The 13,314-nt window shown below is 64.1% G+C and carries 11 protein-coding genes; 7 read left to right on the top strand and 4 right to left on the bottom strand.

Annotated features, from left to right (window positions below):
* Nucleotides 1-16 precede the first annotated feature (16 nt).
* The 3 genes from AB7G19_RS04475 to AB7G19_RS04465 all read left to right on the top strand — a co-directional run bounded on the left by AB7G19_RS04475 (nucleotide 17) and on the right by AB7G19_RS04465 (nucleotide 5,454).
* Nucleotides 17-1,807, top strand: coding sequence for an acyl-CoA dehydrogenase C-terminal domain-containing protein (locus AB7G19_RS04475; protein WP_441267731.1), 1,791 nt, complete (start codon nucleotides 17-19; stop codon nucleotides 1,805-1,807).
* Nucleotides 1,808-1,876: 69 nt separating this feature from the next.
* The gene (locus tag AB7G19_RS04470; RefSeq protein WP_231143818.1) at nucleotides 1,877-3,085 is read left to right on the top strand and encodes an acetyl-CoA C-acetyltransferase; all 1,209 of its coding nucleotides are present in this window, start codon (nucleotides 1,877-1,879) and stop codon (nucleotides 3,083-3,085) included.
* A gap of 155 nt (nucleotides 3,086-3,240) precedes the next feature.
* Complete coding sequence (locus AB7G19_RS04465; RefSeq protein ID WP_063980752.1) at nucleotides 3,241-5,454, top strand: FAD-dependent oxidoreductase; 2,214 nt, start codon at nucleotides 3,241-3,243, stop codon at nucleotides 5,452-5,454.
* Nucleotides 5,455-5,903: 449 nt separating this feature from the next.
* Here AB7G19_RS04465 and AB7G19_RS04460 read toward each other — a convergent pair whose 3' ends face one another.
* The 3 genes from AB7G19_RS04460 to gstA all read right to left on the bottom strand — a co-directional run bounded on the left by AB7G19_RS04460 (nucleotide 5,904) and on the right by gstA (nucleotide 7,491).
* Entirely contained in the window at nucleotides 5,904-6,212 is a 309-nt protein-coding gene (locus tag AB7G19_RS04460) for a hypothetical protein (RefSeq protein ID WP_063980751.1), read from the bottom strand.
* A gap of 199 nt (nucleotides 6,213-6,411) precedes the next feature.
* Nucleotides 6,412-6,756 carry a hypothetical protein gene (locus AB7G19_RS04455; RefSeq protein ID WP_207794619.1) on the bottom strand — a complete coding sequence of 115 codons (345 nt, stop codon included), beginning with the start codon at nucleotides 6,754-6,756 and terminating at the stop codon, nucleotides 6,412-6,414.
* Nucleotides 6,757-6,876: 120 nt separating this feature from the next.
* A complete protein-coding gene (gene gstA, locus AB7G19_RS04450) occupies nucleotides 6,877-7,491 on the bottom strand; it encodes a glutathione transferase GstA (protein WP_063980749.1) in 615 nt (204 codons plus the stop codon).
* Between the two features lie 127 nt (nucleotides 7,492-7,618).
* Between gstA and AB7G19_RS04445 the strand changes: the two genes are divergently transcribed.
* From AB7G19_RS04445 to AB7G19_RS04435, 3 genes are all read left to right on the top strand, one after another.
* On the top strand, nucleotides 7,619-8,113 hold the full coding sequence (locus tag AB7G19_RS04445; RefSeq protein WP_038960026.1) for a MarR family winged helix-turn-helix transcriptional regulator: 495 nt from the start codon (nucleotides 7,619-7,621) through the stop codon (nucleotides 8,111-8,113).
* A gap of 101 nt (nucleotides 8,114-8,214) precedes the next feature.
* Nucleotides 8,215-9,585 (top strand): glutamate--cysteine ligase, encoded by a 1,371-nt coding sequence (locus AB7G19_RS04440; protein ID WP_441267730.1) that lies wholly within the window; start codon nucleotides 8,215-8,217, stop codon nucleotides 9,583-9,585.
* Between the two features lie 112 nt (nucleotides 9,586-9,697).
* Complete coding sequence (locus tag AB7G19_RS04435; protein ID WP_063980748.1) at nucleotides 9,698-10,264, top strand: PAN domain-containing protein; 567 nt, start codon at nucleotides 9,698-9,700, stop codon at nucleotides 10,262-10,264.
* 42 nt (nucleotides 10,265-10,306) lie between these two features.
* Here the strand turns inward: AB7G19_RS04435 and AB7G19_RS04430 are convergent, their stop codons facing one another.
* Nucleotides 10,307-10,540, bottom strand: a complete 234-nt coding sequence (locus AB7G19_RS04430) for a hypothetical protein (RefSeq protein ID WP_063980747.1) — start codon at nucleotides 10,538-10,540, stop codon at nucleotides 10,307-10,309.
* Nucleotides 10,541-10,745: 205 nt separating this feature from the next.
* On the opposite strand from AB7G19_RS04430, the gene AB7G19_RS04425 reads away from it, so the two are divergent.
* Nucleotides 10,746-13,262 carry a glycogen/starch/alpha-glucan phosphorylase gene (locus AB7G19_RS04425; RefSeq protein WP_231143816.1) on the top strand — a complete coding sequence of 839 codons (2,517 nt, stop codon included), beginning with the start codon at nucleotides 10,746-10,748 and terminating at the stop codon, nucleotides 13,260-13,262.
* Nucleotides 13,263-13,314: the final 52 nt, after the last annotated feature.

Genomic DNA, 13,314 nt, shown 5'->3' with positions numbered 1-13,314 from the left:
CTGCCGGGAGACCATCATGCCGATCTACAAAGCCCCCGTCGAAGACGTGAACTTCCTGCTCAACGACGTCTTCCAGATCGATCGCTACGACAATCTCGCCGGCTTCTCCGACGCGTCGAGCGACGTGCGCGAAGCCATTCTCGGCGAAGCCGCCAAGCTCGCCGAAGAGGTGCTGCAGCCGCTGAATCGTGTGGGCGATCTCGAAGGCTGCAAGCGCGCCGATGACGGCAGCGTCACCACGCCGAAGGGCTTCAAGGACGCCTTCAAGCAAGTGGCAGAGGGCGGTTGGCTTGGCCTGTCGGCGCCGACCGAGTTCGGCGGCCAGGGTCTGCCGGTGACGCTGAGCCAGGCGGTCAACGAATTCCAGATCTCCGCCAACATGGCGTTCTCGATGTATGGCGGCCTCACCATGGGCGCGACCGCGGCGCTGATCGTGCACGGCTCGCCTGAGCAGAAGCAGACCTACGTGCCGAAGATGGTGGCGGGCGAGTGGACCGGCACCATGAACCTGACCGAGCCGCATTGCGGCACCGATCTCGGCATGCTCCGCACCAAGGCGGTCCGCCAGCCCGACGGCAGCTTCAAGATCACGGGCACGAAGATCTTCATCTCGGCCGGTGAGCATGACCTCGCCCCCAACATCATCCACCTCGTGCTCGCCCGCATCGAGGGCGCACCGGCCGGCATCAAGGGCGTGTCGCTGTTCGTGGTGCCGAAATTCATGGTCAATGCCGATGGTTCGGTCGGCGCACGCAACGGCGTGGTGTGCGGCTCGATCGAGCACAAGATGGGCATTCACGGCAATTCCACCTGCGTGATGAACTACGACAGCGCCACCGGCTGGCTGATCGGCGAAGAGAACAAGGGCATGCAGGGCATGTTCGTGATGATGAACGAGGCCCGCCTCGGCGTCGCCGTTCAGGGTCTCGCGCAGTCCGAGGTCGCCTATCAGAACGCGGTCGCCTATGCCCGCGAGCGCATCCAGGGCCGCTCGCTGACCGGCGTGAAGGCGCCGGACAAGCAGGCCGACCCGATCATCGTGCATCCCGACGTGCGCCGCACGCTGCTCTCGATCCGCGCCTTCAACGAGGCGGCGCGCGCCTTCGTGATGTGGACCGCGCTGAAGAGCGACGTCGCCCATCGCTCCGAAGATCCCAAGGACCGCCAGGCCGCCGACGACCACATGGGCCTGATGACGCCCGTGCTGAAGGGCTTCCTCACCGATTACGGCTTTGCCAACGCGGTGCAGGCGCAGCAGATGTATGGCGGCCACGGCTACATTGCCGAGCAGGGCATGGAGCAGTTCGTGCGCGATGCCCGCATCGCCATGATCTATGAAGGCGCCAACGGCATCCAGGCGCTCGACCTCGTCGGCCGCAAGCTGCCGCGCGACGGCGGCCGTGCCATCATGGCCTTCTTCGGCGAGGTCATGGCCTTCGCCAAGGAGAACGGCGGCGACGAGGCGCTCAAGCCATTCATCACCCCGCTCTCGGCCTCGCTCGGCCATCTCCAGCAGGCCACGACCTGGCTGATGCAGAACGCGATGGCGAAGCCGGACAATGCGGGCGCTGCCGCAACCGATTACCTGCATCTCTTCGGCTTCGTCGCGCTCGGCTACATGTGGGCGAAGATGGCCAAGGTGACGCAGGCGAAGATTGCCGCGAGCGGAGCGAAGCCCTATCTCTCGACCAAGCTCGTCACCGGCCGCTTCTTCATGGAGCGCATGCTGCCGGAGACCGCCGCCAATCTCGCGCGCATCCAGGCCGGCTGCGCCACCATCATGGAACTGCCGGCGGAAGCTTTCTGAGGCTTCCCGCTTCGCCAATGATCCGACCGCGCCGCGGTCGTAACCAATAACTGCAATCAGGAGGCTCCCATGGCAGATGCCTATATTTACGACCACGTCCGAACCCCGCGCGGCCGCGGCAAGGCAGACGGCGCGCTGCACGAGGTGACGGCGCTCGCGCTCGCCACCGTGCCGCTGAAGGCGCTGAAGGACCGCAACAACTTGCCGGAAGATTCCGTCGACGACGTCGTGCTCGGCGTGGTCGACCCCGTCGGCGAAGCCGGCAGCGATATCGCGCGCTTCGCCGCGCTCAAGGCCGGCCTAGGCGAAGCCGTGCCCGGCGTGCAGATCAGCCGCTTCTGTGCTTCCGGCCTCGACGCCGTGAATTTTGCCGCAGCCCAGGTGATGAGCGGCCAGCATGAGCTGGTGATCGGTGGCGGCGCCGAATCCATGAGCCGCGTCGGCATCGGCGCCTCCGGTGGCGCCTGGCCGATGGACCCGTCGATGGCGGTGCCGGCCTACTTCATGCCGCAGGGCGTCTCGGCCGATCTGATCGCCACGAAGTACGGCTTCTCGCGCGACGACGTCGACGCCTATGCCGTGCAGAGCCAGCAGCGCGCCGGCAAGGCCTGGGACGAGGGCCGGTTCAACAGGTCCATCGTGCCCGTGAAGGACATCAACGGCCTCACCATCCTCGCCAAGGACGAGCACATGCGGCCCTCGACGACGATGCAGTCGCTGGCACAGCTTCAGCCGTCGTTCACGATGATGGCGCAGATGGGCGGCTTTGACGGCGTCGCGGTGCAGTCGCACCCGGAAATCGAGCGCGTGAACTACGTGCACCACGCCGGCAACTCGTCGGGTATCGTCGACGGCGCCGGCGCCGTGCTGCTCGGCAGCAAGGAAGCGGGTAGCAAGTACGGCCTGAAGCCGCGCGCAAAGATCCGCGCCTTCGCCAATGTCGGCTCCGAGCCGGCGATGATGCTGACCGGTCCGGTCGACGTCACCGAGAAGCTGTTCGCGCGTTCGGGCATGAAGAAGTCGGACATCGACCTGTTCGAGCTCAACGAAGCCTTCGCCTCCGTCGTGCTGCGCTACATCCAGGCCTTCGACATCGACAACGCCAAGATCAACGTCAATGGCGGCGCGATCGCACTCGGCCATCCGCTTGGCGCCACCGGCGCGATGATTTTGGGCACCGTGCTCGACGAGCTCGAGCGCACCAACAAGGCGACCGCCTTGGTGACGCTGTGCATCGGCGGCGGCATGGGCACCGCGACCATCATCGAGCGCGTCTAACGAGCTGCCGTAGGGTGGGCAAAGCGAAGCGTGCCCACCATTGCTGTCTCCGCGAAGGATGGTGGGCACGGCGCAAGAGCGCCTTTGCCCATCCTACGAGATCTCAAGTCAACCGCCGCGCCTGAGATCGGCTGCGGCACCGAGGAGCAACCAACATGGCTTACAAGAACTTTAGGGTTGAGACCGATTCCGACGGCATCGCGCTCGTCACCTGGGACATCCCGGGCCGTTCGATGAACGTGCTCGACGAGACCTCGACCAGCGAGCTCGATGCGATCGTCAAGGAAACCACGGCCGACGCCGCCGTGAAGGGCGTCGTCATCACCTCCGCCAAGGAGGCGTTCTGCGCCGGCGCCGACCTGTCGATGCTCGAGGGCATGAACCAGGCCTACGCCAAGGTCTTGAAGGAGCAGGACGAGACCGCCGCAAACCAGATGCTGTTCGACCAGAGCCGGCGCTTCTCGCAGGTGCTGCGTTCGATCGAGACCTCCGGCAAGCCGTGGGCGGCCGCGATCAACGGCCTCGCGCTCGGCGGCGGTTTCGAGATCACGCTGTGCTGCCACTACCGCGTCGCGGCGGAAAATCCCAAGACGCGCCTCGGCCTGCCCGAGGTCAAGGTCGGCCTGTTCCCCGGCGCCGGCGGCACGCAGCGCGTGCCGCGCCTGGTGCCGCCGCAGGACGCGATGACGATCCTGCTCAAGGGCGATCCGGTCACGGTCGAGAAGGCCAAGGCGCTTAATCTGATTCACGCCATCGTTCCCGCAGGCGACCTCGTCAAGGCGGCGAAGGACTGGATCAAGGGTGGCGGCAAGGCGGTCGCGCCCTGGGACGAGAAGGGCTTCAAGCTGCCGGGCGGTCCGGTGTTCTCCAAGGCCGGCATGATGATGTTCCCGGCTGGCAACGCGATCTATCGCCGGGAGACCTACGACAATTATCCGGCCGCGCGCGCGATCATGAGCTGCGTCTATGAAGGCCTGCAGTTGCCGATCGACGCCGCGCTGCGCGTCGAGTCGCGCTACTTCACCTCGGTGCTGCGTTCGAAGGAAGCAGCCGCGATGATCCGCAGCCTGTTCCTGTCGATGCAGGAGCTGAACAAGGGCGCGCGCCGCCCGAAGGACGTAGCCCCGACCAAGGTGAAGAAGATCGCGGTGATCGGCGCCGGCTTCATGGGTGCGAGCGTCGGCTACGTCTCGGCCCGCGCCGGTCTCGACGTCGTCCTGATCGACCGCGACCAGGAGAGTGCCGACAAGGGCAAGGCGCATGCTCAGAAGGTGATCGAGGAGCAGATCAAGAAGGGCCGCGCCAAGCCCGGTGACGCCGACGCGCTGCTCGCGCGCATTACGCCGACTGCCGATTATGCTGCACTCAAGGACGTCGACCTCGTCATCGAGGCCGTGTTCGAGGATCGCAAGGTCAAGGCTGATACCTTCGCGAAGGCGCAGGAGCATATGAAGCCGGACGTGATCTTCGCGTCGAACACCTCGACGCTGCCGATCACCTCGCTGGCCGAGGGCTTCAAGGACCAGGGCAAATTCGTCGGCATCCACTTCTTCTCGCCGGTCGAGAAGATGATGCTGGTCGAGATCATCAAGGGCAAGAACACCGGCGACCTCGCGCTCGCGACCGCGCTCGATTACGTCCGGCAGATCGGCAAGACGCCGATCGTCGTCAACGACAGCCGCGGCTTCTTCGCCAATCGCTGCGTCGGCCGCTACGTCGCCGAAGGCAACGAGATGTTCCTCGAAGGCGTGCCGCCGGCGATGATCGAGAACTGCGCCAAGATGGCCGGCATGCCGGTCGGTCCGCTCTCGCTCTCGGACGAAGTCGCACTCGACCTCGGGCTCAAGATCATGAAGGCGACGGAAGCCGATCTCGGCCCGAACGCCATCAACCCCGATCAGAAGAAGCTGATGGTGGAGATGGTCGAGAAGCAGGGCCGTCTCGGCCGCAAGAACAGCAAGGGCTTCTACGACTACCCCGAGAAGGGCAAGGGCCAGAAGAGCCTGTGGCCGGGCCTCTCGGCGCTGCAGCCGAAGCAGCTCGATCCCGACACGCTCGACATCGAGGAGCTGAAGCAGCGCTTCCTGGTGGTGCAGGCGGTGGAAGCCGCGCGCACGGTCGAGGACCACGTCATCACCGACCCGCGCGAGGCGGATGTCGGCTCGATCCTCGGCTTCGGCTTCGCGCCGTTCACCGGCGGCACGCTGTCCTACATCGACTTCATGGGCACGAAGAAATTTGTCGAGCTCTGCCACACGCTGGAGGCGAAGTACGGCTCGCGCTTCACCCCGCCGAAGCTTCTCGAGGAGATGGCCGCGAAGGGAGAAACCTTCTACGGCCGATTCGCGCCGAAGAAGGCTGCAGCCTGACCACCCAAGATCATTTGAGAAGAAAGGCCGGATCGTCGATCCGGCCTTTTTGTTTGGGGAGACGTCATCACGGTTGCGTCAGATTTGTTCCCGGCTTGTGGAACCAATCACAGAATTCGCGTAGGACCCGTGTCAGATCCCCCGCTGCCGTGGTGTCGCGCAATTGTCATAGGCGTGTCGAAGCGGCGCCGTTCTTTTGCTCGGCCCTGGCACTAGTCTTGCTCCGGGTCAGGGTTCCGAATCCGGTTGGGACACTTGCCGAGCCATCGGCAGGTTGAAGACAAAATAAGAAAGTATCCTTGATGAACTCTTTGGTGCTGCGGAAGACCGCGCTCGGTCGCGATCTCACCGCGAAATATGCTGTTGGACCCACAACTGGCCGCCTCTCGCCGCAACAGAAGCCGGCGCGCCTGCGCCGCAAGGGGCCGATGCTTTGGGCCGCTTTGGCGTTACTTGTGCTGGCGGCGGATTTTATGCTGGCTTCCCTCGCCTGGCTCGCCGTCGACTTCGTCATGGGCTGAGACCGCCCGCGCGTGCAGCAGGTAGGCCGCCGCGAAGTAGGCGAGCTGGCAGACGGCAAGACAGATGGCGATGACGGTCACACCCGCCATCATGCCGAATCCGTAAGCGCGAAGAATGATTGCCGAGAAAACTGCGATCGCCGGCGCAATCAATATCAGCGCCCAGATCCTGAAAACATAACCTGTCGCTATTCCCACCAATGCACTTGCGACGATCAGGACCAAGGCAATCGTCAAGTTCGGCTCCGATGAAATAATCCTCTAACAATTCCGCCAAGCTCGCGCGCTTTACGGGTACTGACAAGACAGCACTACTTACATTCGGCGAACAGTAGTTCATAAGTCTAATGATAGGTACGATGATCCGGCGAGATGGGTTCGCGCCCAGCCCGCCCCAGGGCAAATAAAACGGGCCGGATCGACGATCCGGCCCGTTTTATTTGCGGTCTCCGAGCGGCGAGAACGCCCGGCCCGAGACCGCATCGTCGGCAAGACTCGCTCTCCAGCTGCCTTCATCGCCGCGGCCAATGCGAACCTCGAAGCGCCAGCCATTCTGGTTGGTGAAGGCGATGTCCGTTCCGCCCTTCTTCCTGGCATAGCTGCACGGATATTCGGTCGGCCGATCGGGAAAGACGATTTTTCCTTCCTTGCTCTCGAACACGGCCGAGGTGACCTGCGGATGGATCATGAAGATGCAATTGCGCTGCGGCAGGTCCGGCGTCGACAAGCCAAGCATCGCGAGCGGCGCGCCCGCGGCGGTCATAAGGACGATCATGTTCATGGCGGCGGCTGTCCCATGGAGGTGCTCCGCGATTTCGACGTGGCCGCCGATCGAATGGTTCACAAAGAAAAAGGCCGGATCGTCGATCCGGCCTTTCGATTGTTGCATCTTGCGATGCGCTTACTTCGCCTGCGCAAGGCCTTCCTTCTTCAGCGCCTCTTGGACCTGCGGCCGCGCCGCAACGCGAGCCTTGTAGGCGGTCAGGTTCGGCATGGCCGAGAGGTCGAACTCCATCCGATCGCCCCAGGTCAGCATCGTGAAGAGATAGCCGTCGGCCACCGTGAACTGCTTTCCCATGAGGTAGTCGCGGCCGGCGAGCTGGCTGTCGATGTATGTCAGCTTGCCCATGACGCGATCCCTGAAGAAGGCCTTGGCCTCGTCGTTCAGCGCCGGCGCGAACAGCGGTCCGAAGCTCTTGTGCACCTCCGAGGTGAGGAAGTTCAGCCATTCGAGCAGCTTGTAGCGCTCGGAGCTGCCGTGAGCTGGCGCCAGCGCCTTGGCCGAAGCCTGGTCGGCGATCATCTGGACAATGACCGGGCCTTCGGTCACGATCTCGCCGCTGTCGAGGCCCAGCGCAGGGACCTGGCCCTTCGGGTTCAGCTTCAGATAATCCTCACCATTTTCGAGCTTCTTGGCCCGGATATCGACCTTGACCAGCTCATAGGGCAGGCCGGCTTCCAGGAGCGCGATGTGGGGGGACAGGGAGCAGGCGCCGGGCGAGTAATAGAGTTTCATGGAATTTCTTTCTCTTGACGCTTGGTTGGGGCGAAGGAACGCCTACATGCATTTGCATCCAATAGTCAAGATTGATGCAGGTGCATTGAGTGAGGTAAGAGACGGGACGACGAGCTTGAGCGGGACCATGAAACGCAAACCATCGACCGAGGCAACTTCGGCCTGGATCCGCCTGATGCGGGTGCAGAGCCGCGTGCTCGATTGCGTCGAGCAGGACTTGAAGAAGGCGGGGTTCCCGCCGCTGGCCTGGTACGACGCGCTGCTCGAATTGTCGCGAGCGCCCTCGGGAGAGCTGCGGCCGGTGGAACTCGAGCGGCAAATGCTGATCCCGCAATACTCCACTTCGCGCCTGATCGATCGCCTGGTCGACGAGGGGCTCGCCTCCCGGCGCGAATGCAAGATCGACAAGCGCGGCCAGTTCGTGGAGATCACGGAAGCCGGCCGCGAGTTGCAGAAGCGGATGTGGGGCGCCTATTCGGCCGCGATCGAAAAGTATGTCGGCTCGAAACTGTCCGATGCGGATGCCGTCAAGCTCAGCGGTCTGCTCGACCGTCTCGGCTGCTCGTGCGGCGAGATGAAACTGCCGCCCATCCACGTCAACGAAACCACGCCGTCGCGATGATCGTGCGGCACACCAGCTCGTCCGTGCACCCCCTGGGTTCGCGGACCACCCCGTCACCCGCGCGCCTTCGATCGAAGCGCCCTTTTTGATTAGAGTTTGATATGGCGCGAGACCAGATCGATATGACGCCGCTGCAGTCGCGCGACGAGCTCGTCGCGTGGTTCGAGGCCGGCTGCAAGGACCCGTCCGAATTCCGCATGGGCACCGAGCACGAGAAGACGCCGTTCACGCTCGAAGGCCACCGTCCGGTGCCTTACGAGGGTGCGCGGGGCATCGGCGCGCTGCTCGAAGGCATGAAGCTCCTGCTCGGCTGGGAGCCGATCATGGAGAAGGGCAACATCATCGGCCTCTACGACGTCACCGGCGGCGGCGCCATCTCGCTCGAGCCCGGCGGACAGTTCGAGCTCTCCGGCGCGCCGGTCGAGAACGTGCATCAGACCCAGAGCGAGCTGATGGCGCATCTGGCGCAGGTGCGCGAGATCGCGACCCCGCTCGGCATCGGCTTCCTCGGGCTCGGCATGACGCCGTCCTGGTCGCGCGCCGACATCCCGGTGATGCCCAAGGGCCGCTACAAGATCATGACCAATTACATGCCGAAGGTCGGCCAATACGGCCTCGACATGATGTACCGGACCTGCACGGTGCAGACCAATCTCGACTTCTCCTCCGAAGCCGACATGGTCAAGAAGCTGCGCGTCTCGCTCGCGCTGCAGCCGGTCGCGACCGCGCTGTTTGCCAATTCGCCGTTCACCGAGGGCAAGCCGAACGGCTTCCTGTCGTTCCGCTCCGAGATCTGGCGCGACACCGACAATGCGCGTTCGGGCATGATGCCGTGGGCATTCGAGGACGGCATGGGTTTCGAGCGCTATGTCGACTACGCGCTCGACGTGCCCATGTATTTCGTCAAGCGCGACGAGGATTACATCGACGTCTCGGGCTCCTCGTTCCGCGCCTTCTTCGACGGCCGCAACAACAATCTGCCCGGTGAACGCCCGACGCTGTCGGACTGGGCCAATCATCTTTCGACGATCTTCCCGGAGGTGCGCCTCAAGCGCTATCTCGAGATGCGCGGCTCCGATGGTGGCCCGTGGGGCCGCCTGCCGGCGCTGTCGGCTTTCTGGGCCGGGCTGCTCTACGACGATGTGTCGCTCGATGCCGCCTGGGACCTCGTGAAGCACTGGACCGCGCATGAGCGCCAGGCCCTGCGCGACGACGTGCCGCGGTTCGGCTTCAAGGCGCGGATCAAGGACCGCTATCTGTTCGAGATCGCCAAGGAATGCCTCGTTCTGGCCCATGCCGGCCTGCGCCGCCGCGGCCGGATCGACCAGCTCGGCCGCGACGAAACCCGGCATCTGGAGCCGCTCGATCGCATCCTCGATTCCGGCCGGACCCCGGCCGAGGAGATGCTGGAGAAGTTCAACGGCGCCTGGAACGGCTCCGTGGAACCGGCCTACGCGGAATACGCGTTCTAGGCCAGAGGCCGACGACCAGGACCTGAGCCGTTCATCGCCCATACAGGTTTGCGGCGATCAAATGACCGGCTGAAAAAACCTGAGCGCCGTCAATAACTCGAAAGCTGTTCCAATGGGGAAGGGCCGCCTGCGTGGGGCCGTCATGGCAAGCGTCGTGGCCTGCGCCACGTTGCTTGCGCTCGTGTTTGCGAGCGCGCCTGCGCGCGCCCAGACGGCGTTCGACCGGCCCGGCGGCGACTATTTCAGCTCGCCGGTGACGTCAGGTGACCCCGAGGATTGCGCGCTGCAGTGTGAGCGTGACCGCCGCTGCCGCTCCTGGAGCTTCAACTATCCCGACGTCGAAGGCGGCTCGGCAGTGTGCTGGCTCAAGAACACGGTGCCGCCGCGTGTCCCGGGCAGCTGCTGCATCTCCGGTGTGCGTGGCGCCGGCGTGATCGAGCCGCGGATCGAAGGCGTTGAAACGTCGATCGACCGCCCCGGCGGCGACTTGCGCAATTTCGAGATCAAGGACGGCGAAGGCGAAGAGGCCTGCAAGGCCGCCTGCATCGCCGACAACAAGTGCCGCGCCTTCACCTATGCCCGTCCCGGCTACACCGGGCGTGAAGCGCGCTGCTTCCTGAAAAAGGAAATCAAGCCGCCGCGCCGCAAGGCGGGCTTCACGTCGGGCGTAGTCAGATAGCGCGCAGCACCTTCACGCGCGGCGAATCCAGCGACCCGCTCCTCAATTCGCTGCCGACACCAGCCTGTCCCCGCACGCATTCGCGTAGAACTTGCCACCGCATTGGCGCTTGATGGCGGCGCAGCGCACCGCGGGAGACGCATTTTCCGGAACGCTGAAGCCGCAGCTCATGCCGTCGGCACTGCGACTCGTCTTGCCGGCGGCAAAGGCGGCGCTGGAGGCGGTGATGCAGACGACGAGGAAGGCCGCGGCGGCGATTTCGATCAGCAGTCTCATGGACGTTTCCTCCACACTGATGGCTGAATCTGCCCTCAATCTAGCACCGAATCCGCATCTCTCCGTACGCTTCCGGGTTCCCAAATCGGCCCGTTCCTTGCATAAATTTACGCCAGCGCAGTGCACGGCCGCGCCAGGGATGGTTCCGGTGCAGGGGCAAGACGCGTAGAGTTAGTGGTGTTCTCGCGACCAGGAAGTGACGGCCTTGCAAGATCAATCGTTCCAGCCAAGTTTTCCGGCCTCCGGCCAGCCCATCGACGAGCTCGCGCTGGCTGACGTCAAGGGCGCGATCCTGGCGAAGCTGCGCCTTGCCATCGGCAAGGATGCGGGCATGGCCACCAAGCACGACTGGTACCAGGCCGCAGCGCTCGCGCTGCGCGACCGCATCGTGCATCGCTGGCTCACGGCCGAGAAGCACAGCTACGATGCGGGACGCAAGCGCGTCTATTATCTCTCGCTCGAATTCCTGATCGGCCGTCTCTTCACCGACGCGCTGAACAACATGGGGCTGCTCAAGATCTTCGAGGTCGCGCTCGGCGATCTCGGCGTGTCGCTGCCTGAGCTCCGCAAATGCGAGCCGGATGCCGCGCTCGGCAATGGCGGCCTGGGGCGGCTCGCCGCCTGCTTCATGGAGAGCATGGCCACGCTCTCGATCCCCGCGATCGGCTACGGCATCCGCTACGATTACGGCCTGTTCCGCCAGATCATCAATCAGGGCTGGCAGCAGGAATATCCGGACGAATGGCTGAGCTTCGGCAATCCCTGGGAATTGCAGCGGCCCGAGGTGATCTATCACGTCCATTTCGGCGGTGGCGTCGAGCATGTCGACGACAAGGGCCGCGACCGCGCGATCTGGCATCCGGCCGAGACCGTGCAGGCGATCGCCTATGACACGCCGATCGTCGGCTGGCGCGGCCAGCACGTCAACGCGCTCCGCCTGTGGTCGGCACGCTCGCCCGATCCGTTGAAGCTCGACGCCTTCAACAAGGGCGACTATGTCAGCGCCAGCGCCGAGCAGTCGCGCGCGGAAGCCATCTGCAAATTCCTCTATCCGAACGACGAGAGCCCGGCGGGACGCGAGCTGCGGCTGCGCCAGGAGTATTTCTTCGTCTCCGCTTCGCTTCAGGACCTGGTCAATCGCCACCTGACCTCCGACGGCCAGCTTCGCAGCCTCGCAATGAAGGTCGCGGTCCAGCTCAACGACACGCATCCGAGCCTCGCCGTCACCGAGCTGATGCGCATCCTGGTCGACCTGCACAATTTCCGCTGGGACGAGGCCTGGAAGATCACGGTCGCGACGCTGTCCTACACCAACCACACGCTGTTGCCCGAGGCGCTGGAGACCTGGCCGGTCGAACTGTTCGAGCAGCTGTTGCCGCGCCATCTCGAGATCATCTACCGCATCAACGTGCAGCATCTCGCGCTGGCCGAAGCGCGCGCGCCCGGCGACATCGATTTCCGGGCCTCGGTTTCGCTGATCGACGAGAGGAGCGGACGCCGCGTGCGCATGGGCCAGCTCGCCTTCGTCGGCTCGCACCGCATCAACGGCGTTTCGGCGATGCATTCGGACCTGATGCGCGAGACCGTGTTCCACGATCTCAACCATCTCTATCCCGGCCGCATCACCAACAAGACGAACGGCATCACCTTCCGCCGCTGGCTGATGTTGGCGAATCCGAAGCTGACCGACCTGCTGCGCGAGACCTGTGGCGAAGTCGTGCTCGACGATCCAACCCAGCTCAGCCTGATCGAAGCCCGCGCCAGCGACGTCGAATTCCAGAAGAAATTCCGCAGCGTCAAGCTTCACAACAAGACCGCGCTGGCGCGCCTGATCGGCGAGCGGCTCGGCATCAAGGTCGATCCGACCGCGCTGTTCGACGTGCAGATCAAGCGCATTCACGAATACAAGCGCCAGCTCCTCAACATCATCGAGACGGTGGCGCTGTACCAGGCGATGAAGGACGATCCCAACGGCAACTGGGTGCCGCGGGTGAAGATCTTCGCCGGCAAGGCGGCGGCGAGCTATCGCTACGCAAAATTGATCATCAAGCTGGTCAACGACGTCGCGGACGTCGTCAACAACGATCCCGCGATCGGCGGCAAGCTCAAGGTCGTCTTCCTGCCCGACTACAATGTCAGCCTTGCGGAGGTGATCATTCCCGCGGCCGATTTGTCCGAGCAGATCTCGACCGCCGGCATGGAGGCCTCCGGCACCGGCAACATGAAGCTGTCGCTGAACGGCGCGCTCACCATCGGCACGCTCGACGGCGCCAACATCGAGATCCGCGACCATGTCGGCGCGGAGAATATCGCGATCTTCGGCATGGAGGCCGGCGACGTGATGATCCGCCGCAAGCAGGGGCTGGATGCCTCCGACGTGATCCGCAATTCGCCAAAGCTCCAGCGCGCCATCAATGCGATCGGCACCGGCGAGTTCTCGCCCGGCGATCCCGGCCGCTTCGAATCGATCGCGCACGCGCTGCGCTATCTCGACCACTACATGGTCAGCGCCGATTTCGATTCCTATTACGAAGCGCAGCGCAGCGTCGACGCACGCTGGCAGGTGGCGCCGGCCTGGACGCGCGCCTCCATTCTCAATGTCGCGCGCATGGCCTGGTTCTCCTCGGACCGCACCATCCGCGAATATGCCGAGGAAATCTGGAACGTGCCGGTCAATCCGACCACGCCGCTGCTGCCAGATCTGCGCGACGTGGCAGGCTGATTTTCCGCAACGTGAAATCGGCGTTACCTGCGAGGTTATTGATTTGGCAGGA

Source organism: Bradyrhizobium sp. 215_C5_N1_1 (genome assembly GCF_052075935.1).
Classification (GTDB): Bacteria; Pseudomonadota; Alphaproteobacteria; order Rhizobiales; family Xanthobacteraceae; genus Bradyrhizobium; species Bradyrhizobium barranii.
The sequence above is the reverse complement of the archived record's forward strand: the minus strand, read 5'-3'. Positions and strand labels throughout refer to the sequence as shown.

What these genes read in the sequence shown, in the direction of transcription:
- AB7G19_RS04455 (WP_207794619.1), bottom strand. Translation starts at nt 6,756, where the DNA reads ATGAACATGATCGTCCTTATGACCGCCGCGGGCGCGCCGCTCGCGATG.
- AB7G19_RS04430 (WP_063980747.1), bottom strand. Translation starts at nt 10,540, where the DNA reads ATGAGACTGCTGATCGAAATCGCCGCCGCGGCCTTCCTCGTCGTCTGC.
- AB7G19_RS04475 (WP_441267731.1), top strand. Translation starts at nt 17, where the DNA reads ATGCCGATCTACAAAGCCCCCGTCGAAGACGTGAACTTCCTGCTCAAC.
- AB7G19_RS04465 (WP_063980752.1), top strand. Translation starts at nt 3,241, where the DNA reads ATGGCTTACAAGAACTTTAGGGTTGAGACCGATTCCGACGGCATCGCG.
- AB7G19_RS04440 (WP_441267730.1), top strand. Translation starts at nt 8,215, where the DNA reads ATGGCGCGAGACCAGATCGATATGACGCCGCTGCAGTCGCGCGACGAG.
- AB7G19_RS04445 (WP_038960026.1), top strand. Translation starts at nt 7,619, where the DNA reads ATGAAACGCAAACCATCGACCGAGGCAACTTCGGCCTGGATCCGCCTG.
- AB7G19_RS04435 (WP_063980748.1), top strand. Translation starts at nt 9,698, where the DNA reads ATGGGGAAGGGCCGCCTGCGTGGGGCCGTCATGGCAAGCGTCGTGGCC.
- AB7G19_RS04470 (WP_231143818.1), top strand. Translation starts at nt 1,877, where the DNA reads ATGGCAGATGCCTATATTTACGACCACGTCCGAACCCCGCGCGGCCGC.
- gstA (WP_063980749.1), bottom strand. Translation starts at nt 7,491, where the DNA reads ATGAAACTCTATTACTCGCCCGGCGCCTGCTCCCTGTCCCCCCACATC.